Below are 22,293 nucleotides of genomic sequence, written 5' to 3'. Positions count from 1 at the left end.
CGGCAGAATGTCATGTTACATCACGCGGTTCTTTTCATTAAGGATAGTGTTGGGCGCAAGCCTGTGTCGGCAGCAGGGTCCAGTTTTGCTGGATCAGGTACTTCATGGTGCCGATGGTCTGGTTGTATGTCGCGCCGTTTGAAGCTGTTGAAGTCGCGCCGAAATTCCATGCGCATTTATCGCCATTTTCCATACCGTTGGATAACGCATACCAGGCATTGCCATCCGGATCGGTGGTGGTTTCTTCCATTTCATGCGACAGGATGCTGGCCATGGCATCGGCGCCCGGCGTATTGTTCGGGCTCGGTGTGCTGGCTCCGCAGGAAGATGCACACTGTGTTTCAGGATTGCCGATGAAGGCGTACTTGATGTCCTGGCCGTTGATCGTGGCATTGGTATGCCAGCCGCAATACTGGGTGCAGAAGCCCGAAGTTGCAGTGGTGTTCTTGTCGGTCAGCACGAAGTAGATGCCGTTCGGATCCAGTGGCAGGGCACCTGCGGTGATCTGGTTGGAAACGATGGTCTGGATATTGGCGTCCGACAGTTGGGTGCCAAGCGAGCCGCTGTCGGTGGCGCTGGAGGCGTAGTTGACGACGTTCTGCACATGCGTGCCGGCCTTGTTGGTATAGGTGGTATTGATGTTGAAATAAGGCGAGCCGCCGATATGCGTGCCGAGATTGGTCAATACGTTTTTCGAGGCGGCGTCCCAGCTGCCGTACCAGATGTAGTAGACGTTTTTCGGCCCTGTCATGACCGGACCACCCTGGTTGGTCAGGTTGCCGCTGCGTTGCGCGCGCAGGGTAGCAGCTTTTTGCGCGTGGCTTTGTGCGTCCAGGTCCAGCTCGCCCCAGCCCTTGCCGGTCGGCTTGTAGACCGAGTCGCTGCTTTCTTTGACTGCCCCTGCCAGCGCGACGCTTGCGTATGCACAGGACAACGCCAGCACAACTAATTTGCGATTCAATTTCATTGCATCTCTCCGTGGTTGATGTGAATTGACATAGCCGGAGTTCCGATCGGGAACGTCCGGTCACCGCATCTGCAGCGGAACTACTGGCCGCTACAGAGTCAACGCATTGCAGATCGCCATGTGTGACGGCGAAACGGCAGATGCGTCTAAGACAACCCGGACGTTTGTGCACAACGCCAGGGCTGAAATTCGATAAAACGGGAAATTGGATGAATTGCCGGACAGGGTTCAGGCGGCGCTAGCGCACCTTACCGCTTTGTCCTCGATTGATTAGCGGCGAAGCGGTGGAGCGAGCAGTCCTGATGCGGCTTGGAAGGCAAACGGCTGGAAACGAATGAAGCTGAGCATCATATTATTCCTCCTGTTGTACTGCCATGTGCAGGCATTGCGTTGATAACGCATGCCACATCATTTACGTGATGGCGGGGTTGTCAATGGGAAACGAGTGTACTCTTCAGTTTTTACAAGCTGCAACATATTTCAATTGTTACCGTACGACAATTTGTAACCAGATGTTACATCCTGAAATATTCCGCCAGCGTGTCACGGAGGGCGGCATCTTGCAAAAAAAATGACAGCCGCAGCTGTCATTTTTGGGATAAGCCCGGTCAGGGCTACCGCATTTACTTGAACATCAAACGGATCGAATCCCAGGCGCGGCCGAAGATGGTGGCCTGGCCGACGTTTTCCAGCGCCACTACCGGGAATTCGGCAATCGTCTTGCCGTCGGCGTTGACCTTGACGGTGCCAACCTTGGCGTTTTGCTGGATCGGCGCGATCAGCGGGTCTGTGCGTTCCAGCACCGGCTTGATCTTGTCGGTGATGCCCTTCGGTACGGTCACATAGACGTCGTGGGTGAAGCCGATCTTGACCTGGCTCTTGGCGCCCTTCCAGACTTGCGGCGTATCGACTGCCTGGTCCTTGGCGTACAGCTTGACGGTGTCGAAGTTCTGGAAGCCCCAGTTCAACAGCTTTTGCGCTTCCTGGGTACGAGTGCCGTCGGAATTGGTGCCGATCACGACTGCCATCAAGCGGCGGTCGCCGCCTGCATTAGGGCGCTTGGCGCTGGCGATGATGGAGTAGCCGGCGCTGCTGGTGTGGCCGGTCTTCATGCCGTCGACGGTCGGATCGCTCCACAGCAGGCGGTTGCGGTTAGGCTGGGTGATCTTGTTGTAAGTGTATTTCTTGGTCGAGTCGATCTTGTAGAACTCAGGGAAATCGATGGTCACGCGCGCCGCCAGGTTAGCCAGGTCGCGTGCAGTGGAGTAGGTGTCCGCGCTAGGCAAGCCGTGCGGATTGCCGAAATGCGTGTTTTTCATGCCCATGCGCTCTGCTTCGTGGTTCATCAGCGCGACGAAGGAGTCTTCGGTACCAGCCACGGCTTCGGCCAATGCAACAGCGGCGTCGTTACCCGATACCACCATCAGACCGTACAGCAGGTCGTTGATCGATACCGGCGTGGCTGGATCGATAAACATTTTCGAGCTGCTCGGGTCGACTTTCCAGGCACGCACCGAGACGTTGACCATCTGGTCGAGGCTGACCTTCTTGTCCCTGAGGGCTTCGAAGACGACGTAAGCGGTCATGATCTTGGCCAGCGAAGCCGGTTCGATACGCATGTCCGGGTCTTGCGACGCGATCACCTGGTTGCTGGTGGTGTCCAGCAACAGCCATGATTTGGCGGCCACTGTCGGCGAGGGCAGGGTCTGGGCAAAGGCAACGGATATGGAGAGGACAGTTGCAGCGAGCGCCGCGAATATTTTTTTCATGGAATATCTAGTAATGAAATCAAGGCCGACAAAACTACATCTATAGTGATAAAGAGCAATTTTATTGGCGTGAATGGGTTGAAAAAATGCGTAAGCGGAGGCGGTGAGCAAACAGCCGCATACAAGCGTGCCGACAGAATTATAGCGCTACCGCCCGGCTGGTCGACTTAACAATAATCCAAGTTGCGCGAATCGCGTTGAAATCGCCGTCCTAGCGGTGCCACATTTCGACCATGAGATTCTTGATATGTTGCAGCCGTCGGTGAAAAAAATGATCGGCGCCTGGAATCACGATGACCGGGATGTCTTGCGGGCGCGCCCATTCAAACACCCAGTTCAGCGGAATGGTCTCGTCCAGCTCGCCATGGATCAGGATGCTGTTGGCCGGCACTGTCGGCAACGGCCACTTGCCGGCGGCGGTGCCTACCAGCACCAGCCGTTCGGCAGGCGTGCCGGACGCGATCAGGCGTTGCTGCAATTGCGACTGCACGAAGGTGCCGAAGGAAAAGCCGCCGAGCGCCAGCGGCAGCTCCGGATACTGCTGGCGCATATGCGCCAGCAGCAGCGCCATGTCGTCGGTCTCGCCACGGCCTTCGTCATGCACGCCTTCGGACTTGCCGACGCCGCGGAAATTCATGCGTACCGTGACGTAGCCTAGCGTCAGGAAACCGCGCGCCAGCGTGTGCACCACCTTGTTGTCCATGGTGCCGCCGAACAGAGGGTGGGGATGGGCCACGAGCGCCAGTCCGCGCGGTACCGGAAAGACGTCGGGATCAGGCAGGTCTAGTGCGCATTCAAGCTGGCCGACGGCGCCGGCGATAAAGAAAGATAAGGTTTGGGCGTTCATTGGATCAATTCAAGGGAATAACGACAGCGTGCGCATTGCGCGTAAAGTTTAAATTTTCAGGCGTTCAACGATCTTGCCGCCAACGATATGGACGTCGATGATTTCGTCGATATCTTCATTGTCGACATAGGTATACCAGGTGCCTTGCGGATAAATCACCAGCGCCGGCCCCTCTTCGCAGCGTTCGAGACAACCGGCCTTGTTGATGCGGACTTTACCGTCGCCGGCCAGGCCGAGTTGCTTGATACGCTTTTTTGCATGCTCCTGCGCTGCCTGGGCGCCGCTGTTGGCGCAGCAAACCCGCTCGCCCGGGGCGCGCTGGTTGAGGCAGAAGAAGACGTGGTGTTCGTAGAAGGGTTTATCGCTCATGACGGAATGCTGGAATGGTTGGCTGCCTGATGCAAGCAGGATAGGCAGGAATCATACACCTGCACCGGTTTTGTTTCAGTGCGGCCGGCCAGGTATGGCCCGCGAGGTGGGGCGGGCGAGTTATCTCTATCTGGAGTCCCGCTGGGGCTCGCTGGCGCGCCGCTTGTGCATCGGATGCAACAAGAACCACAGCGTGCAAAACGGCCATAGCATCGCCAGGAACTGAGCAACGCCGTTAAAGTTCAGGAATTTGCCTTGGGTCCAGGTCTGCACGGTTTCCACATAGTAGGGATTGTCCGGCATGACATTCACCAGCACCAGCCCAATGATCAAGGTCAACGCCGCCAGCCGCCGTTGCGCCAGTTGCGGCGCATAAGCCAGCCCGCCCAGCATCAGGCCGCCTATCAGCAAGCCGCCGAACGAGCCGGGGGTGAACCAGACCAGGGCGTTATCCGGTGCAAACAGTAGCGCCGTCGCCAGTGTCTTGGTCATCAGCGTGACGAATACCAGCAACAGGCTCAGTGGCAATTTCGGCGCCTGCTGGCGCAGTACGATCAGGAAGGTAAGGGCGGCGCCGGTCAGGCCGCAGGCGGTGATGATGGTTTCGGTCAGCCAGTACTGGTCGGCGCTGAACTGGAAATCGTTGGTGATCCAGCCTTGCAAGTCGACCGGTTGCTCCAGCAGGTCCGACAGCCAGTTGGACAGCATCGATGTCACCTGGCCGAAGCCGAAAAGATGGCTGAGCGGATAAATCTGCGCCAGCGGCCACAGGGCCACCACTACCATGCCCTGGCTGGCTTCGCGATTGAACCAGCGCTCGCGCAGTTGCAGCAGGCGGCTGTCCGGTCCGAAGCGCGGCCGCAGGATGGCGCCCAGCACCGCCCCGAGCAGGGCGCCGGCGCTATTCGTCATCAGGTCCAGGTTGGAGGCGACCCGGGTCGGCAGGAAGGTTTGCACTGCTTCCATGCTGCCGGAAATCAGGACGCCGGCCAGCGTTGCCAGCAGCACGGCCCAGTAAGGCGACCAGTGACGCCAGCGCGGCAATGAAAGCACCATCAGCATGCCTAGCGGCAGATAGCCGGCGACATTGGTCCAGACATCGAACACGGTCCAGTAGTGCGGCAAGGGCGCCGTCAGGTAGGCAAAGGCAGTCAGTCCGAGGTCGCGCCAGCCAGCAAACGGATACCAGCTCGCATAAATAATCAGCAGCAAATAAATCAGGAGACTGACACGTGCAAACGACGATGCCGCAGAGGGGCTTGGGGCTGTGGGTTCCTGTCCCATTTTTTCCTGCATTATTTTTTCGGCGCGACTGTCGCCAGCCAGCTCATCATGTCGTCGATTACAGCGTCGTTAGCGCCGGCAAAAGCGCGGGCGGCGCCGGCAGCATCAGCGCTGGGAGTTGCCGCCTGGCTGCTGAAATTCTTTTGCGCCAGCAACGCGCGGCCATTGAACAGCGAAGCGCGGACTTGCAATGTCGCCACGCTGTGCGAGGCCGTGTCGAAGGTTTGCGTGTAGTCGTCCATGTCGATGCGCAGTACAGGAATGTTGAGCGCTGCGTCCGACATCGCCAGCACGGTGCCGCCCGCCTGCGCCAGCCGTGATTTCAGGCGCTGCTGGAACAGCTGCGCCGGCGGCATGGTCCATCGGCTGCCGGCGTAGGGCCGCGGTTGCTGGTCGTTGGCGTAGGCCAGGCGGTAGAACATCATGTTGTTATCCAGCCAGGCGGGTGAATTGACGTCGGCCAGGCTGATAGGCGGCAGGGCCGCAGCAGCAGTCGCCGCGACGGTTGGCAGCGGGCCGAGATCGTACTGGATCGGCGCGTCAACCTTGCTGGCGCAACCGGCAATCAGCGCAATCGCTGCGAAGGCTGACAGTATTCTTGGAATGGTCATGGCTTACCTTTAGATTGTTATTTGGCCGGGGCGACAAAGCCAGCTTCCCCGGGGCCGGGGGGCAGCGGCTTGCTGCCAAACAGGATGCTTTGCGGCTGCTGGTTGAAATGGTCCAGGGTCTGGTTCAGCGTTCGCATCGAGCTGCGCATTTCGTTGGTGAGCGTGTTGAAGCGGGGCAGCGTATCGTACTCGACGCCATTGGCGACCGAGCCGATGTTTTGCACGGCACCGGTCAGGTTGGTCACGGCGCCGTCCGGTCCTTGCAAGCTGGCGGTCAGGCTGTTCAGGTTCTTGCTGAGCACGCTCATGTTGTTGGACAGCGCAGTAACCGACGTTAGCGCCTGGTTCAGTTCGCCGGTCAATGTCGGCAACTGGCGCAAGGTCGGTTCCAGTTGCTGCGGAATGCCCCGGTAGGCATTGGCTGTATCGCTGACGTCGCTAAAGGCTTTCACCATGGTTTTCTGGTTTTCCGGATCCAGCAAGGCATTCAGTTTGTTGATCATGTCTTCGGCGCGCGCCAGGATCACGGAGCCCCTGCTTTGCAGGTTGTCGAACAGGCTGGGACGTAGTTCGATGCGGGCCAGTTGCTGCTTGCTGCTGACCAGCTTGACCGGCTTGCTGCCGTCGTCATCCAGCTGGATGTAGGCAATCCCGGTGACACCCTGGTAGCCGAGGGTAGCGAAGGTCGATTGTGTGACCGGCGTATCGGGATTGAGCTTGATCTTGATCAGGATCTGTCCGGGGAATTTGGGATCGAAGGTGATCGCATCGACTTTGCCTGCATCGAGGCCGCGGTAGCGCACATCGGCTTGCGGGTTAAGGCCCGGTACCGATAGCTTGGTGGCGATTTCATACGGCACCCGTTCCACCCGGTCGCTGTTGAACCACATGACGCCGACGATCGCCGCGATCAGCAAGACCACGGTGAACAGGCCGGCGATCAGGGCATGTGCTTTGTTTTCCATAAAATTCCTATTTACGCTGCCAGCAGCTGCTTAGCCGCAAGTGTCATGCTCGTAGCGATTGGCAGTGAGAAAAAATGTTTCGATAAACGGATGGCGCACTTTCATTACGCGCTCCGGGGTGTCGTAGGCGATCACGCGCTTGTCCGCCAACACAGCAATCTTGGTCGACAACGCCAGCAGCGGTTCCAGGTCATGGGTGATCATCACTACCGTCAAGTGCATGTCCTTGTGCAGCGAACGGATCAGTTCGATAAATGTGGCCGAGGACGCAGGATCGAGGCCGGCAGTCGGCTCGTCCAGGAACAGCAGTTCCGGTTCCAGCGACAAGGCCCGCGCCAGCGCCACCCGCTTGATCATGCCGCCCGACAGGTCGGACGGCATCTTCAGCGCATGCTCGGGGCCGATACCGGCCATTTGCAACTTGAGCAAGGCGGCGTCACGGATCAGCCGGTCCGGCAAGGCGCGCAGCTCCCGCATCGGCAGCGCCACGTTATCCAGCACCGTCAGCGCGGAGAACAGTGCGCCTTGCTGGAACAGCATGCCCCAGCGGTTTTGCAAGACGTACATCTGATCGACATCGGCCTGGCTGACATCGGTACCGAATACCACGACCTTGCCTTTGGTAGGGCGGTTCAGGCCAAGAATCTGCCGTACCAGCGTGGTCTTGCCGGAGCCGGAGCCCCCCACCAGGCCGACGATTTCGCCGGCCTTGATGCTGAGGTCCAGATCCTGATGGATCACTACCGGGCCGAACTGGGTCCAGAGCTTGTCGATCTCGATGATCGGTTGTGGATCGCTAGCCATCAGAACCCCACGCCGCTGAAAATGATGGCAAATATCGCATCGGCGACGATCACGATGGTGATGGCGGTGACCACCGAGGTGGTGGTGCCGTGGCCGAGGCTTTCGGTGTTGGGTTCGATGCGCAGGCCGAAATAACAAGCGACCATCGCGATCAGGCCGCCGAATACCGCGCCTTTGCCAAGGCCGATCAGGTAATTCGGCAGCGGCACCGCATTTGGCAATTGCTGCAGGAAATAGGTCGGCGACAAACCTAGTTGCAATTGCGCCGCCACCATCCCGCCTAGCAAGGCAATTGCATCGGTCCAGATCACCAGCAAGGGCATCGCCACCAGCAAGGCCAGCACGCGCGGCAGGATCAGCCGGAAACCGTGCGGCAGGCCCATCACCAGCATCGCATCCAGTTCTTCGGTGACGCGCATCACGCCCAGTTGGGCGGTAATCGCCGAACCGGAACGGCCAGCCACCAGGATTGCCGCCAGCAGCGGTCCCAGCTCGCGGATGATGCTCATGCCGAGAATATTGACCAGATAGATATCGCCGCCGAAAGTGTGCAATTGTTGCGCCGACAAGAACGACAGCACGACGCCGATCAGGAAACCGACCAGCGCGGTGATGCCCAAGGCTTGATAGCCGACATGATAGATATTCGCGGAAATTTCTTTCCAGGGCGCGCGATGCGGCTGTTGCAGCATGCGCAAGAAATCCAGCATCAGCTGTCCCAGCAACGTGATGAAACCGGACACGTGGCCGAAAGCTTCGCTGCCCTTGTCGTAGATGGCATTGAACAGGCGCCGGCGGGGTGGCTTGGGCGGCAACTCAAGGGGGCCGGCATCCGCCAGACGCCGGAAAAAATCGCGGTGCTGCGGCGCGACGGTCAATTGCTGCGGTCGCTGCTTGCCCCAAGCGTTCCACAAGAACTGTGCGCCGATATGGTCCAGCGTACCGATCGCCGACAAATCCCAGCGCAGCTTGTCCGACTGGCTGGCGAAGTTTCTCAGCTTGGCCTGGATCGTCTGGATGACGCCAGGTTGCGTGAGGGCGTGCACCTGCCAGTTGCCGCGCGCGGCGACCAGGCTGCCATCGGAGAGCTCAAGGACGGGCGTAGTGGAATCGGGATTCGGCATCGCATCAGTTTAAGGGAGAATTGCTGTCAGCACTATTGCAGTAGTGATAAAACTTGTAGGTAAAGTGTAATAGGACGCGTGACTTGTCGATTATGAAATGAAAATCCTGGTCAATGGCAGTTGGTCTGAGGGTTTTCATAGTTGCGTCGCGCATTGCCCGCCGCATTTCGTCATAACTCCCGCTACAATGCGCGGCATGACTGTACAAACTATTGCACCAACCCATACGCCGGGCCAGTTGTCGGCCGCGCGTATCGCTGCCTTCGCCGGCCATTACGCCGAGCATTGCCTGATTGAAGTGGTGGCCGAAACCGGTTCTACCAATGCTGACCTGCTGGCGCGCGCTGTGATGGCCCCTGGTCGCGGCGGCTTGCAGGCGCCGACCTTGCTGGCGGCGGAAACCCAGACGGCCGGGCGTGGCCGGGCCGGCCGGGTCTGGCTGACTGCACCTTCGGCGGCGTTGACCTTTTCGCTGGCCTGGCCGTTTGCCGCACCTTTGCATGCTCTGGTCGGCTTACCGCTGGCGGTGGGCGTGACAATCGCCGAGACGTTGGCCGATTTCGGCGTGGATGTGCAGTTGAAATGGCCGAACGATGTTTTGCAAAGCGGCCGCAAGCTGGCCGGCATCCTGATTGAAACCGCGACTGCCGCCGACCGCCAGGTGTGGGCGGTGATCGGCATCGGCATCAACCTGAGCGTGCCGGAAGAGCTGCAACAGCAAATCGGCCAGCGCGCCGCCAGTTTGCCGACAGCCGCCGCGCAAGACCGCAACCTGTTGCTGGCTTCGCTATTGGGCGCGCTGGCGCAAAACATGCGCCAGTTCGAAAGCCAGGGGCTGCCTGTTTTCGTCGAACGCTGGAACCGGCTGCATGCCTTTGCCGGCCAGCAGGTATCGATCCTGGACCAGGGCAAGGTGCTGTACGAAGGCCGGGCGCTCGGCATAGACCAGATCGGCCGTTTGATGTTGCAAGCGGATGGCGACGCTAACCCGATCGCCATCATGGCCGGCGATATTTCTTTGCGTGTGAAGGAGGGTTGAACCATGGCCATGCTTTTGGTCGATGTCGGCAATACCCGTATTAAATGGGCCCTGGCGCCATTGCCTGAAACCCGCCAGCCGGCGGGTAACTGGCTTGAGAGCGGTTCGGCGGGGCTGTCGGAGTTGTCGGCGTTGAGCGAGCGCTGGCGCAAGCTGGCGGTGTCGCGTATCTTGCTCTCCAATGTAGCTGGCGAACATACGCAAGAGCGCTTGCAGACCATGCTGGAGATTGTGTTCGGTGCCGGTTTGCGGCCGCAGTGGTTTGCCTCACCGTCGCAACTGGCGGGATTGCGCAACGGCTACCGGAATCCGGCGCAACTTGGCTGCGACCGTTTTGCCGCAGCGCTGGGAGCGCAACGGCTATTTCCGCTGCAAACCTTGCTGGTCGCCACCTGCGGCACGGCAACCACGATTGATGCGGTAAGCGCCGACGGCTTGTTCAGCGGCGGCATGATCTTGCCGGGACTAGGCCTGATGGCGACCTCGCTGGCGCGCAGCACCGCCAAATTACCGCATATCACTGATCACGTGCAGGTGGGCGCGCTGTTTGCAGACAACACGGATGACGCTATCATCAGCGGTTGCATTAACGCTCAGGTGGGCGCGATTGAAAGGGCGTTTGCAATGCTGGGCCGGCAAGCAGGCGATACACGCCTGCGCTGCATTGTGGCAGGCGGATCGGCGTCGTTGATTGCGCCCTACCTGTCGATCCAGCATGAAACAATTGATAATCTGGTATTAATCGGTCTACAAACTGCTGCGGCGACTATCTAAAACATGTTGAAACTCATTTTCTGGCTGTTGTTGCTGGCCAATGCCGCTTTGTTCGCGATGCAAAAAGGCTATCTTGGCGCGCTCTACAGCGACGGCAGGGAGCCGACCCGCATCAGCAAGCAGTTGCAGGCGGATAAAATCAAGCTGGTCGTGGTCGATGCAGCTTCTGTTTCGGCCGCGGGTACAGCTCCTGCTCCAGCGGCGGCTTCCACGGCAGCCGCTGCCAGCGTGTCATCGGCGGCCGATCTGGCGCCGGTCGCCTGCACCGAAATCGGCAATTTCAGCGCATCCGAAGCACGCCGTTTCTCCAGCCAGCTGGCGGAACGTACGCCGACCCTGAAATTCGTCCGCAGGGAAATCCAGGAAGTGGCCAGCCACATGGTGTATCTGCCGTCGCTCGGCAGCAAGGAAGCGGCCGACAAAAAAGCGGATGAAGTACGCCGTCTCGGTATCAACGATTTTTTCGTGATCCAGGATTCCAGCGCGTTGCGCTATGGCATTTCGCTCGGTATTTTCAAAACCGACGAAGCTGCGCAAAAGCAGGTCGCCAGTCTGGCCAAGCGCGGCCTGAGCGGCGCCAAGGTCGGCACCCGCAGTGTCAGCTCCAGCAAAGTTGCGTTTCAGTTGCGCGATATGGGAGGCGACGCCAAGTTGGCGTTCGACAAGATCAAGATAGATTTTCCTTCCCAGGAAGTGCGTAGCTGTCCCTGATAATCAAGATAGTGGTTTTTGATTGCCCGCCGTGGCGGCCTGTTCTTGCAACAGGCGCGTCAGGCAGGTTGGGCAATAGCATTGCGCGGACGCTGCCAAGCTGGCCCCAGCCAACGGCGGCATCCGGCTGCACCAGCAGGGCTGATCCGGATGCTGGCCGGCGCCGCAATGGAAGTGCTGTTGACATACGGGGCATTGCGCCATTCTGGCTATCCTGTGACTGGTTGGCTAACGGCTATAAAACAGCCGATTTGAGCTGTCATGATAACCATATTGCCGGGTGTGATATATCCGCGCAACAACCGCAACACATCACGCGCTTGTCATACCTAAGCAAGCGCATTTCCATGTAAAATCTCGCTGATCCATCGCGCAGCGATTTTTAACTCTCCCGAGTTGCAGTCTTTGCACCCTTTTACTTTCTTCTGACAAGCTGTCTCAGGTCCAAGCCTCCGCCACGGGTCGTTAGCCGCCGGTATCCGACCGGGCTGCGATTCTCCCTCAGGCAGCCGCTCAGAAATCTCTTGTAGGACTGTTCATGGCCGATTTGACCAACGATCTTGCCAACGTTGCACCAGGAATCAAAGCTGAAATTCTGGCCGAGGCGTTACCGTATATCCGTCAATTCCACGGGAAAACCATTGTCGTCAAATACGGCGGCAATGCGATGACCGAAGAACGCCTGAAGCACGGCTTCGCGCGCGACGTGATCTTGTTGAAACTGGTCGGCATGAACCCGGTAGTGGTGCATGGCGGCGGCCCGCAAATCGACAATGCGCTGAAGAAAATCGGTAAGCAGGGTACGTTCGTGCAAGGCATGCGGATCACCGACGAAGAAACCATGGAAGTGGTGGAGTGGGTGCTGGGCGGCGAAGTGCAGCAGGACATCGTGATGCTGATCAACCACTACGGCGGCCAGGCAGTCGGCCTGACCGGCAAGGACGGTGGCCTGATCCGTGCCCGCAAATACCGCATGCCGGACCGTGAACATCCAGGCGAATTCCTCGATATCGGTTTTGTCGGCGAAATCGAAGCGATCAATCCCGCCGTGGTCAAGGCCCTGCAGGACGACGCCTTCATCCCGATCATTTCGCCGATCGGTTTCGGCGCCGATGGTCAGGCTTACAACATCAATGCTGACGTTGTCGCCGGCAAGATCGCCGAAATCCTGCACGCGGAAAAGCTGATCATGATGACCAATATTGCTGGCGTGCAAGATAAGCAAGGCAATCTGGTGACCGATTTGTCGGCACGTGAAATCGACGAAATGTTCAAGGACGGCACCATCTCCGGCGGCATGCTGCCGAAGATTTCATCGGCGCTGGACGCCGCCAAGTCGGGCGTCAACACCGTGCACATCATCGATGGCCGGATCGAACATTCGCTGTTGCTGGAAGTGTTGACCGAGCAGGCGTTCGGCACCATGATCCGTTCGCACTGATCTGCGGCAAACCGGAAGCAAAAAAGCGCAAGGCTCAGGCCCTGCGCTTTTTTTATGCCTGGGCTGGCACCAGTAGCGCCAGGTGTTCCGGCTCCAGGTAGCACCATTCACCCAGTTCCAGTTCCAGCGCATCCAGCGTCAGGCCGCCGATTGCGGTGCGGCGCAAGGCCGTGCAATGATTGCCGGCGGCGACAAGCATGCGCTTGACCTGATGGTATTTACCCTGCTCCAGCACGATTTCGATTTCATGCGTGCCCAGGATACGGCAGCTGATGGCCGCCAGGGTTTGCGGCTCATCGTGCAACTTCACCCCGGCCAGCAGGCTTTGCACCAGCTCATCAGTTACCGGCTCATGCGTAGTGGCCACATATAACTTGGGGACGTGCCGTTTTGGCGACGATTGCGCGTGGATGAAGGTGCCGTCGTCCGACATCAGCAGCAAGCCGGTCGTATCGTGATCAAGCCGTCCCACCGGCTGCACGTCGCGCCAGCTGAACTGTTCCGGCAAGATGCTCAGTACTCCGGGGTGATGGCTGGGTTTGCGCGAGCATTCGATATCAGCGGGTTTGTTGAGCACAATGTAGACGTGTTCGCGGTAAGTCCATTCCTCTTCGAACAGGGTAAACACCAGGACGTCGGTATCCGGCACGGATTTATAGTCGGTCACGGCTTCACCGTTGATGACGACTTCGCCGTCTTCAATTAATTCACGGCAATATTTTCGGCTGCCGAAACCCTGCGATTGCAGGATCCGGTCTAAGGTCAGTTTAGGCATGGCGGGAATGTAGCAGAACGACAGGCAGACGGAAAGGGGTCATGTAGCATGCTGCCAGATCAAATAAATAACAAAAACGATAAAAACGATAAAAGCGATAAATGACCAGATTACTCTTTGTTTGCAGCCGTAACCAATGGCGCAGCCCCACGGGAGAGCAAATATGGCGACGCCAGCCGGACATCCGGGCGCGCTCGGCAGGCACCAGCCCGAATGCGCGCAAGACAATCAGCGCCGCCGATATTGCCTGGGCCGATCTGATCTTTGTGATGGAGAGCAAGCACAAGCGCCGCATCATGGCGGAGTTTGGAAGCTTGCTTGAAAACAAAAAGATCCATGTGCTGGATATTCCCGATGAATACAAGTACATGGATCCTGAGCTGGTTGAGCAACTCACCGATGCTGTCGCCTGTGTGCTGGCAAACGACAACCTTGGACAGACGTAGCTGCCCGCCTGTGCTCATGCCAGCTTGGCATAAGCTTCCAGCAAACGCCGGTGCATTTCACAGCCTTCCAGGTTCAGCCAGGAGCGCTCGTCAATGTGAGAACCGAGCATTTCCGATCTGGATTTCATCGAACTGACGGGGGAGTCAAGCGAGGCGTCTTTGCCCGGGATAAAGTTTTCGGTTGTCGCGGGGTCTCCTGGATGGAGAGTGGGAGAGGTGGAGCGACAAAGTGTCCATTGCCGCAATGGCAACAGCGCAACAATCTTGGCATCGCGGAATGGCCTGACGACACCTTGCCTTGTGCCGCCGCTCACAGCCACCTCGGCCAAGATTACTTCTGTACGGCGTGGTGCCTGTAACATTCGACGCAATGGTCATTGACCATGCCGATTGCCTGCATATAAGCGTAAATGATGGTGGATCCGACGAATTTGAAGCCGCGCTTGGCCAAATCCTTGGAAATCCGGTCAGATAACGGCGTCTTGGCAGGATTGCCTCCCAGTAATGTCCATTGATTCTGGATCGGCTCGCCATCGACAAAGGCCCACAAATAAGCATCGAGACCACCCAGTTCAGCCTGTAGCTTCAGATAGGCTTGCGCATTGGTGATGGCGGCCGCGACTTTCAGGCGATTGCGGACGATGCCGGCATCGGCCAGCAGAGACGCCACCTTGCTTTCATCGTAACGGGCGATCTTTTTGGCATTCCAGCCATCGAACGCGCGCCAGTAATTCTCGCGCTTGTTGAGAATGGTTTCCCAGCTAAGGCCAGCTTGCGCTCCCTCCAGGTTGAGCATTTCGAACAGGCGCACTTCGTCGTGGCAAGGCTGGCCCCATTCCTCGTCGTGATAGGCAAGGTAACGCGGATTGGCGGGATTGGCCCAGGCACAGCGGACAACGGGAGAGGAAGCAGAGTCGGTCATGGCGAGCGGGCGGAGGAACTGCTACGTTCCCCGGGAGTTGAATTACGCACATGCTACCGCACAAAATCATCTGCTGCGGCAACGCCGCCAGGCGATCACGATTCCGCTTGCGCTCAACACAAAACCGCCCACGCTGAAAAAGATCAGCGCAATGTCCCACAAGGGCCGGCTGGCCAGCATCGGCGGCAGATCCCAGCTATGCAGGAAAGAGAATAGCCAGCGTTGCAGACGCTGGCGTGCGTCAAGCTGGCCGAGAATGACGCCGCTGTAGGGATCGATGTGGACCCAGGTTTGTTGCGGGTCGGCGAATTTGACGCGCAGCATCGGCAGGCGTTGCGTGGCGTCGCCCATCATGGTGTGGGCATCGCGGCTGTAGTAGTACGCGTCATAACGCCGGAGCAATTCTGTTTCACCAATCGCGGCCGGAAACAAATGACTGGCGGCGGCAACCAGCTGCTGCGTCGGGAAAGAGGAAAGCGCGGGCCGGTCTGCTGCCGACACAATCCGTGTGCGCCCAATACTATCCTTTGCAACCAGGTAAGGCAGGCCGTCCAGCAGATGCCAGCTGATTTCGCGTGTCCGCAAGTCTCCCCGCAAACCTGCCAGCGCATCCCGGGCCTCGATCCTGAATTGCGTCGGCTGCAGTTCGCCGCCTGCATACGCTAGCCGGTTTATCGGCGCACCGCCGGTATGGAAGATTTTCCATGGATTCATCGACATCAGACCGCTGAAGATCCAGGTGACCGTTACCGCCGCAAATAGCAATCCGCTGAGATGATGCCAGCGCATCATCGATGCGCGATACGGTGTCTTGCCGCCCGATTTGAACTTGCCGCGAAAGCGCCAGCGCAGCAAGCCAACCACAGTGCCGGTAAGCGCCAGCACTACGCCGGCCAGCGACAGGTAGACCACGATGCCGGTCCAGGCCCAGTCCACCGGCCCGCCACGGAACATGTACAGCCAATGCAGCCAGGCGCCGGCATAATTCCAAAGCCGTTCGTTGCGGGTCGCAGTGCGCACCACATCGCCGGTGGCCGACGACACGTAGAGCAAAGTACGGGCGCCATCGGTCATGTGCACGCGATGCAAGGGCCGGTGCGGATCCAAAGACCGCGAATGGCTCCAGCTGTCTTCCGTCACTGCATCCTGGTAAGTCGCCTCCGCCCGCGGCATAAAAGCGCGCGCGGCGCGCAACGCGTCTTCTGCATCAACCTTGGTCAACCGGACGCCGCTGACGGCATCCACGGCGGCAATGCCATGCCCGATGCGGAACTGGTACTGCGGCTTGCCGGCTACGCTGGTGAGCGTGATCGCCGATGGCTTTGCATCCGGCGGCAAAGCCTGGGACGCACGCGCCAGGGAAATGATGGCCGGTGCAGCCGCGCCGGCATCCAGTTCAGGCAAGTGTGTCAGCCGCTCGGCCGCCGTCAGCTTGGGATAGCCCACATACATCATCACTACACCGCTGAAAAACCAGAGCGCCATGAACAGGCACAAGCTCACGCCCAGCCAGCGGTGCAGCAGATACAGGTAGCGTTTCATTTTTCGTGCAAAGCGCTGGTCACAGGTCGACGCTCAGGGCAAGCTCAACGCTGCGCGGCGCACCCAGGTAAAACATGGGCGTGCTGGTGATGTTGTCGGCGTATATCTTGTCCGTCAGGTTTTTTACCCTAAGTGCGACGCTGCTGCTTTTCTGCAAGCGATAACTGAGGCTGGCGCCATAAATCGTATAGGCAGGTGCGCTGACCGTGTTGGCCGTATTGCCGTAGACCGAGGAGACATAGCGCGCATCGGCGCCGATATTCCAGTCTCGCAGAAAGCGGTAATCCAGCCACAGGTTGGCGACACGCGAAGGCGTATTGGTTGGGCGCTTGCCGGCCCGTGAGACGCTGACGCCGCCGACGTTCTCGGTGAAATCGTCGAACTGCGCGCTAACCAGCGCCAGGTTGCCTTGTATACGCAAGTCGTCCAGCGGACGCAAGCCGAATGCCAGTTCGACGCCCTTGGACGATTGTGCGCCGACCGGCAAGGTCATGGTTGGATTGTTGGGATCGGCTACCGCCAGGTTCTTGCGCTTGATGCTATACGCCGCCAGAGTGGCGTTGCCGCAGCCATTCCAGAAATCGGCCTTGCTGCCGATTTCGACCTGGCGTCCGGTACTGAGATTGAAATCGCGCACCTGCCCCAGGCTGGCGGTGCTGAGTATCCCGGCCGGCGGATCGGCGGCGGTGCTGTACTGGATGTAGACGTTGGCATGCGGCGTGATATCCAGCACCAGTCCGGCGCGGCCGGTTGTGGGAGCGTAGTTGCGCTTGAAATAGGCGGGATTGCTGGCGCTGGCCACACGCTTGTTATCCACTTCCAGCGTGATTTCATCATGCCGCAAGCCGCTCACCAGCGACAGGTTCGGCAGCAAGCGTGTGCGGTTTTCGAGGAAGGCCGAGAAGGTGCTGACGTGGTTGGTCCGGTCCGGTGAGAAGCCAGGCTGCATGCCAGGTATCGCAAAGAAAGATCCGGTGCTGAAGTCATAAGGATCCACCGTGCTGACCGGTCCCGGCAAGGAACGCGGGAAGCGCGTGGTTTTGTTGACGCTGTAATCGATGCCACCGGCCCAGTCGGAAGCGAGCTTGCCGAGCTTGCCCCGATGTTGCACTTCCAGCCGGTCGCCGATCAGTTCCTGATCGTGCCGTTGCAGCAGCGCTCCGGAACGGATGATCTGGCTGTTGTCGGCGTTGTAGCGGTATTCCTCCACGTTGCGGAAATCGCGCAGCGCCGTGTAGCGGTAGAAGGTGTTTTTGACGGAAGTCTGCGAGGACAGGCGGTAGTCCAGTATCGAGCGCAGCCACTGCACATTTTGCTGATACAGCGCATCGCTGGCGTTGTAGTTTTTGAAGCGGATACCGCTGTCGATGCGGCCGTCGCCCAATATCGGATTGAGCAGCGGCGTACCCCAGTAAGGTCGTTTCACGGTTTCCTTTTGATACTCATAAGCCAGGGTGTGCGAAAGGTTCGGCGTGAAATCGCTGAGCAGCGACAGTGCAATATTATTCGCGCGCCGTGATACGCCATCGACATAGCCATCGCCGGCCGAGCGACTGGCGTCAATCCGAAAATAGTTGGCGATGCCTTGACGGTCATCGCTGATTTTGCGGTTCAGGCCGAATGCCAATACCGACGTATTGTGCGAGCCATAGCTGCCGAACAGCTGCGTTGCGTTACCGTCGCGATTGGCCAGCTTGGTGATGTAATTGATCGAACCGCCGACCGCGCCCGCGCCATACAAAAAGCTGGAAGCGCCGCCGACCGCTTCCACACGGTCGTAGATCCAGCTGTCGACGGGACGGGCGGCGATGGTGTCGTACTGTACCGTGATGCCGTTGAACAGTTGTGTGATCTGGCTGCCGCTGAAACCGCGATAGGAAACAAAGCCGGCGCTGCCGGGCGGCGAGGAGGCGGTAATGCCGGGCACGCCTTTGAGAATCTGCTGGGTGTCGGAAGCGCCGCGCGCTTCGATGGCCGCGCGGTCGACGATGCTCACGCTGGCCGGCGTTTCACGCAGGGTCAGGCCGAGCCGGCTGCCGGTAGAGCCAGTTTCGTCCAGTGGCAGCTGGGCATTCGGCGCCTCACGCGTGGCGCTCACATGGACTACGTCGAGCGTGGTTTCTGGCTGGGTTTGCGGGGTGGCGGCATGACTTGTGCCGGTCATCATGCCGATCAGGTTGCAGGCGGCAAATACGGCCAGGGCCATGCTGTGCGGAGCGCATTGCCGGGGCAGGGAGGTACAGGCGGAATGGAAAATACGGCTCACCGGTGAACTCCAAAAACGAGGAATTCTACGGTTGGCGCGCGGGCTTGCACATGTGACAGATTGTCGCAGCGGCAGTCAGCCAGCCAGCGGCAACATACTTTTTTTGCATACCCCGCATGGCGGCGCTGTGCCAGAATTGAGTTCTCTACTCTTTCAGGAAGCCGATTGTGCAAGATTCTATGCAAGACCCGCTGGTCTATCTCAATGGCAGCATGACTCCGCTCTCGGAAGCGCACATCCCTGTGCTCGATCGTGGCTTCATTTTTGGCGACGGCGTATACGAAGTGGTCCCTATCTATGGCCGCAAACTGTTTCGTTCGGAGCATCATCTGGCGCGCCTGTTCCGCAGCCTGGCGAAGATCAGTATTCCGAATCCGCATGACAAGCAGCAGTGGCTGGCGCTGATCCAGGGTGTGATCGACGCCCATCCGGCGGCTGACCAGATGGTCTATATCCACGTTACCCGCGGCGTCGCCAAGCGTGGGCACGCGTTTCCGAAGGAACCGTTGACGCCGACCGTGTTCATCATGACCAACCCGCTGGTATTGCCGAGCGCGGCTTTGCGCGCCAGCGGCGTGCCTTGCGTGGCGATGGAAGACCAGCGCTGGCTGCACTGCGAGATCAAGTCGATCTCGTTGCTGGGTAACGTGCTGGCGGCGCAGAATGCGGCCGAGCACGGCGTGGTCGAGGCGATCCAGTTTCGCGACGGCTGGCTGACCGAGGCTTCGTCTTCCAATGTCTGGATCGTCAAGCACGGCAAGCTGATGGCGCCGCCCAAGAACAACCTGATCCTGGAAGGCATCCGCTATCAGCTGATCGAGGAATTGTGCGCCGGCGGCGGCATTCCGTTCGAGGCGCGCCGCATTGCGCGCGAAGAAGTGTTTGCCGCCGATGAAGTGCTGCTGTCGTCGGCCACCAAGGAAGTGCTGCCGGTAGTGTCGATTGACGGCAAGACTATTGGAAATGGCGCACCCGGCCCCATATACAAGCAGTTATACGAGGCTTATCAAGCAGCGAAGGCGGCTTGAACAGAAGTCGTTGTTGCAGCTGGCAGCTGACAGTTAAGTGATTACAGGATGGAAAACCCAGCGTCTTTCCATCCTGTTTCCATTTGCGCAACGGATTCTTGCGGATTGTCTTACCTTTGATAAGCTTGGAGAGTAAACTACCTGATCACCATTGAAGAGCAGCTACCATGACCAAGCCCATCGATCCAAGCAAACCCCTCGATCTGAACGCGCCTATCGATCCGGCTGACAGCCTGATCGAATATCCCAGTGTTTTTCCGATCAAGATCATGGGGCCGACGCATGATGCTTTTGCCGAAACCATCGTCGGCGTGGTGACCCAGCATGATCCGACTTTTCATATCGGCAAGCTGGAAGTACGGCCATCGGCCAAAGGCAACTACACCGGCCTGACGGCCAATGTGTACGCCACCCACCGTGAGCAGCTGGACAACCTGTACCGGGCCTTGTCTTCGCATCCGATGGTCAAGATGGTGTTGTAGCGCTCTCGTCAAGGGACAGCGGCGGCGGCCCCGGCCAGTCGCTCTGCGCCTTGAAAATCTTCACTTCCTCCAGCAGCCAGCGATAAAACGCCTGGACTTGCGGTTTGTTCATGGCTTCCGGCGTGCAGGCGAAATAATAGGAAGTCGGGCAGCGCGCCACGACATCGAACAGGCGTATCAGCTGTCCCGAGGCGATTTCCTGCAGCGCAATCGCATGCCTGGTCAAGGCAATCCCCAACCCGTCCGAGGCCGAACGCAGCAGCATGGAGGCGTCCTCGATCAGCAAGCCGCCGGTCGGCTCTACCAGATTCACCTTGGCGGCATCGAACCACGGCAGCCACGATGCCTCCGTATCCATTCTCAGCAGGCTGCACTGCTCCAGCTCCTGTGGCGATTTCGGCAGGTTGCCGTTTCGATAGGTCGGGCTGGCCACCGGATAATAAAAGTCGTCCATCAGTTTCTCGACCACCATGCCCGGATAGTTGCCAAAGCCGAAGCGCAGTCCCACATCAATCGGTTCGCGCGCCAAGTCGTTGAGGTGGCTGCTCGATTGCAACACCACCTCGGTGTCAGGATGCAGGTCAATGAATTTCCACAGGCGCGGCGCTAGCCAGCGCGATGCAAACGATGGCAAGGCTGAAATCGTCAGTCGCTTCTGCTTGGCGTCGAATTTCAAGGTTTCGGTGGCAAGTGCGATTTCATCCAGTGATTTACGGATGGTGGCGGCGAAGCGCTGCCCCTGTTCGGTGATGGTGATGCGCTTGCCGTGACGGGTAAACAACTGCACGCCCAATTCCTGTTCCAGAGTCCGGATCTGATGACTGATCGCCCCCGGCGTCACGTAGATTTCTTCTGCCGCGCGTGAACAACTGCCGGTACGGGCAGCAGCTTCAAAAGCGCGCAAGGCAGAGAGATTCGGCAGTTTTCTGAGATCGACCATGGCGGACCTGGATTTATGTGAGAAAAATTAGCAAGAGAGAGGAAAATTACTCGTTTTGTTAACACTCTTGGCTTGATTAAAATAACCCTCTAGAAACAACAAACGGCTATATCAAGCGCTCTAAAGATGTAGCGGTCAATATACCAGCAGTTTCAAGGAGTGACATCATGAGAAAATTATTAGCTAACGAATCGTTGACTATCGGCGCCGGCCAAGCCATGTCGGTGACTGCGCCAGTGGCGCAAACCCTGCAAATCACCCAAGGCCGGGTATGGGTGACAGTATCGGGTCAAGGCGACGATTATTGGTTGTCTGCCGGTCAATTCCTGAATGTCGCGGCCGACAGCCATATCGTGATCGAAGCGTACAAGGGCAACAGCGTGGTGCAAGTCCAGCAGCAAGCGACTCGCCTGCCTGCGGTCAGCGCACGTGCCGGTTTCAGCAAGCCGCTGACGGCAGGCCGCACTCCGGCGACTTGCTGATCAGATACCGGATATGCAAGACCAGATCGCGTTTTACGGCAACGCCGTTTCCGGACACGCTTACAAAGTCGGTTTGATGCTGGCCGTGAGCGGTGTTGCGCACACTTACCAGTCTATCGATATCGACCAGCCGCGCCATTTGCGGCCGGAGCCGTTTCGCAGCCTCGCCAAGTTCGGCGAGGTGCCGTTGTTGGTGCACAACGGTCAGCCCTATATCCAGTCCGACGCCATTCTCATGTATCTGGCGGAGCATACCGGCCGTTTTGGCGCCGAATCGCCATTGCGTCTGGCGCGTGTGCGCGAATGGCTGTTCTGGGAAGCCAACCGGCTCGGCATGTGCTTGCCGCAGTTACGCCAGGCGCGCAGTTTTTCGCCGCAAGACTATCCTGCCGGGGCGCTGACCTGGCTGCAAAGCCGGTTTGACCTGGATATCGCCAAGCTGGAAGCAGAGCTGGCCGACGGCCGTCATTTCATCATCGATGACCGGCCGACCATCGCCGATTTCTCCTTGTGCGGCTATCTGTTCTGGGCCGATGCCGCCGAAGTGATCCTGCCGCCGCACGTCGTTGCGTGGTTGCAACGTATCAGTGAGTTGCCGAACTGGCAATCTCCCGAGAGTTTACTGGCTCCCCTGAGGACCTGACGGTGGGGCGGCGTGCCAGCCATATCCGCACGCCGTCCGCCTTTTTTCGTTACACTTGCGCT

The 22,293-nt window shown here is 58.8% G+C and carries 25 protein-coding genes; 9 read left to right on the top strand and 16 right to left on the bottom strand.

The genetic code is table 11. The features are described from left to right. Positions 1-37 precede the first annotated feature (37 nt). The 9 genes from LT85_RS23755 to LT85_RS23715 all read right to left on the bottom strand — a co-directional run bounded on the left by LT85_RS23755 (position 38) and on the right by LT85_RS23715 (position 8,740). Positions 38-967 (bottom strand): hypothetical protein, encoded by a 930-nt coding sequence (locus LT85_RS23755; RefSeq protein ID WP_038493993.1) that lies wholly within the window; start codon positions 965-967, stop codon positions 38-40. Positions 968-1,590: 623 nt separating this feature from the next. After that, the gene (locus LT85_RS23750; protein ID WP_038493991.1) at positions 1,591-2,736 is read right to left on the bottom strand and encodes a D-alanyl-D-alanine carboxypeptidase family protein; all 1,146 of its coding nucleotides are present in this window, start codon (positions 2,734-2,736) and stop codon (positions 1,591-1,593) included. 211 nt (positions 2,737-2,947) lie between these two features. After that, positions 2,948-3,583, bottom strand: coding sequence for an alpha/beta hydrolase (locus LT85_RS23745; protein WP_038493989.1), 636 nt, complete (start codon positions 3,581-3,583; stop codon positions 2,948-2,950). 48 nt (positions 3,584-3,631) lie between these two features. Continuing rightward, entirely contained in the window at positions 3,632-3,952 is a 321-nt protein-coding gene (locus LT85_RS23740) for a (2Fe-2S) ferredoxin domain-containing protein (RefSeq protein ID WP_038493988.1), read from the bottom strand. 126 nt (positions 3,953-4,078) lie between these two features. Continuing rightward, complete coding sequence (locus LT85_RS23735) at positions 4,079-5,236, bottom strand: VanZ family protein (RefSeq protein ID WP_038497328.1); 1,158 nt, start codon at positions 5,234-5,236, stop codon at positions 4,079-4,081. A gap of 11 nt (positions 5,237-5,247) precedes the next feature. Beyond that, a complete protein-coding gene (locus LT85_RS23730) occupies positions 5,248-5,847 on the bottom strand; it encodes an ABC-type transport auxiliary lipoprotein family protein (protein ID WP_038493985.1) in 600 nt (199 codons plus the stop codon). Between the two features lie 17 nt (positions 5,848-5,864). Further along, positions 5,865-6,812, bottom strand: coding sequence for an MlaD family protein (locus LT85_RS23725; RefSeq protein ID WP_038493982.1), 948 nt, complete (start codon positions 6,810-6,812; stop codon positions 5,865-5,867). Between the two features lie 30 nt (positions 6,813-6,842). Beyond that, complete coding sequence (locus tag LT85_RS23720; RefSeq protein ID WP_038493978.1) at positions 6,843-7,616, bottom strand: ABC transporter ATP-binding protein; 774 nt, start codon at positions 7,614-7,616, stop codon at positions 6,843-6,845. Then, on the bottom strand, positions 7,616-8,740 hold the full coding sequence (locus LT85_RS23715; RefSeq protein WP_038493974.1) for an MlaE family ABC transporter permease: 1,125 nt from the start codon (positions 8,738-8,740) through the stop codon (positions 7,616-7,618). Before LT85_RS23715 ends, LT85_RS23720 begins: the two co-directional genes overlap by 1 nt. Before the next feature lie 196 nt (positions 8,741-8,936). Between LT85_RS23715 and LT85_RS23710 the strand changes: the two genes are divergently transcribed. The 3 genes from LT85_RS23710 to LT85_RS23700 are packed head-to-tail and all read left to right on the top strand — an operon-like array spanning position 8,937 to position 11,264. Then, the gene (locus tag LT85_RS23710; protein ID WP_052135591.1) at positions 8,937-9,779 is read left to right on the top strand and encodes a biotin--[acetyl-CoA-carboxylase] ligase; all 843 of its coding nucleotides are present in this window, start codon (positions 8,937-8,939) and stop codon (positions 9,777-9,779) included. A 3-nt stretch (positions 9,780-9,782) separates the two neighbouring features. Further along, positions 9,783-10,553, top strand: coding sequence for a type III pantothenate kinase (locus LT85_RS23705; RefSeq protein WP_038493971.1), 771 nt, complete (start codon positions 9,783-9,785; stop codon positions 10,551-10,553). Between the two features lie 3 nt (positions 10,554-10,556). After that, positions 10,557-11,264, top strand: a complete 708-nt coding sequence (locus tag LT85_RS23700) for an SPOR domain-containing protein (RefSeq protein WP_038493969.1) — start codon at positions 10,557-10,559, stop codon at positions 11,262-11,264. A gap of 3 nt (positions 11,265-11,267) precedes the next feature. Here LT85_RS23700 and LT85_RS26275 read toward each other — a convergent pair whose 3' ends face one another. Further along, positions 11,268-11,468 (bottom strand): cysteine-rich CWC family protein, encoded by a 201-nt coding sequence (locus tag LT85_RS26275; RefSeq protein ID WP_081992656.1) that lies wholly within the window; start codon positions 11,466-11,468, stop codon positions 11,268-11,270. Positions 11,469-11,802: 334 nt separating this feature from the next. On the opposite strand from LT85_RS26275, the gene argB reads away from it, so the two are divergent. After that, a complete protein-coding gene (gene argB, locus LT85_RS23690; RefSeq protein ID WP_038493964.1) occupies positions 11,803-12,705 on the top strand; it encodes an acetylglutamate kinase in 903 nt (300 codons plus the stop codon). A 52-nt stretch (positions 12,706-12,757) separates the two neighbouring features. Here the strand turns inward: argB and LT85_RS23685 are convergent, their stop codons facing one another. Further along, the gene (locus tag LT85_RS23685) at positions 12,758-13,480 is read right to left on the bottom strand and encodes a pseudouridine synthase (protein ID WP_038493961.1); all 723 of its coding nucleotides are present in this window, start codon (positions 13,478-13,480) and stop codon (positions 12,758-12,760) included. A 101-nt stretch (positions 13,481-13,581) separates the two neighbouring features. Between LT85_RS23685 and LT85_RS23680 the strand changes: the two genes are divergently transcribed. Beyond that, positions 13,582-13,926 carry a low molecular weight protein tyrosine phosphatase family protein gene (locus LT85_RS23680; protein WP_038493958.1) on the top strand — a complete coding sequence of 115 codons (345 nt, stop codon included), beginning with the start codon at positions 13,582-13,584 and terminating at the stop codon, positions 13,924-13,926. Positions 13,927-13,940: 14 nt separating this feature from the next. Here the strand turns inward: LT85_RS23680 and LT85_RS26825 are convergent, their stop codons facing one another. From LT85_RS26825 to LT85_RS23665, 4 genes are all read right to left on the bottom strand, one after another. Then, positions 13,941-14,255 (bottom strand): hypothetical protein, encoded by a 315-nt coding sequence (locus LT85_RS26825; protein ID WP_156117626.1) that lies wholly within the window; start codon positions 14,253-14,255, stop codon positions 13,941-13,943. Between the two features lie 2 nt (positions 14,256-14,257). Further along, positions 14,258-14,848: a DNA-3-methyladenine glycosylase I gene (locus LT85_RS23675; protein ID WP_038493955.1), complete on the bottom strand. Its 591-nt coding sequence runs from the start codon at positions 14,846-14,848 to the stop codon at positions 14,258-14,260. A gap of 66 nt (positions 14,849-14,914) precedes the next feature. Further along, the gene (locus LT85_RS23670; RefSeq protein ID WP_038493952.1) at positions 14,915-16,390 is read right to left on the bottom strand and encodes a PepSY domain-containing protein; all 1,476 of its coding nucleotides are present in this window, start codon (positions 16,388-16,390) and stop codon (positions 14,915-14,917) included. Positions 16,391-16,409: 19 nt separating this feature from the next. After that, positions 16,410-18,596: a TonB-dependent receptor gene (locus LT85_RS23665; RefSeq protein WP_437177305.1), complete on the bottom strand. Its 2,187-nt coding sequence runs from the start codon at positions 18,594-18,596 to the stop codon at positions 16,410-16,412. Positions 18,597-18,835: 239 nt separating this feature from the next. Between LT85_RS23665 and LT85_RS23660 the strand changes: the two genes are divergently transcribed. Further along, positions 18,836-19,684 carry a D-amino acid aminotransferase gene (locus LT85_RS23660; RefSeq protein ID WP_038493949.1) on the top strand — a complete coding sequence of 283 codons (849 nt, stop codon included), beginning with the start codon at positions 18,836-18,838 and terminating at the stop codon, positions 19,682-19,684. A 167-nt stretch (positions 19,685-19,851) separates the two neighbouring features. Then, complete coding sequence (locus LT85_RS23655) at positions 19,852-20,166, top strand: DUF493 family protein (protein ID WP_052135424.1); 315 nt, start codon at positions 19,852-19,854, stop codon at positions 20,164-20,166. Here LT85_RS23655 and gcvA read toward each other — a convergent pair. Further along, entirely contained in the window at positions 20,150-21,106 is a 957-nt protein-coding gene (gcvA, locus tag LT85_RS23650) for a transcriptional regulator GcvA (RefSeq protein ID WP_038493945.1), read from the bottom strand. The two genes, LT85_RS23655 and gcvA, sit on opposite strands and share 17 nt — an antisense overlap. Before the next feature lie 167 nt (positions 21,107-21,273). Here gcvA and LT85_RS23645 point away from each other — a divergent pair, with 167 nt between their 5' ends. After that, positions 21,274-21,588: a DUF2917 domain-containing protein gene (locus LT85_RS23645; protein WP_038493942.1), complete on the top strand. Its 315-nt coding sequence runs from the start codon at positions 21,274-21,276 to the stop codon at positions 21,586-21,588. A gap of 13 nt (positions 21,589-21,601) precedes the next feature. Continuing rightward, positions 21,602-22,231, top strand: a complete 630-nt coding sequence (locus LT85_RS23640; protein ID WP_038493939.1) for a glutathione S-transferase family protein — start codon at positions 21,602-21,604, stop codon at positions 22,229-22,231. Positions 22,232-22,293 lie beyond the last annotated feature (62 nt).

The sequence above is a fragment of the Collimonas arenae genome (genome assembly GCF_000786695.1).
Lineage (GTDB): Bacteria > Pseudomonadota > Gammaproteobacteria > Burkholderiales > Burkholderiaceae_D > Collimonas > Collimonas arenae_A.
The sequence above is the reverse complement of the archived record's forward strand: the minus strand, read 5'-3'. Positions and strand labels throughout refer to the sequence as shown.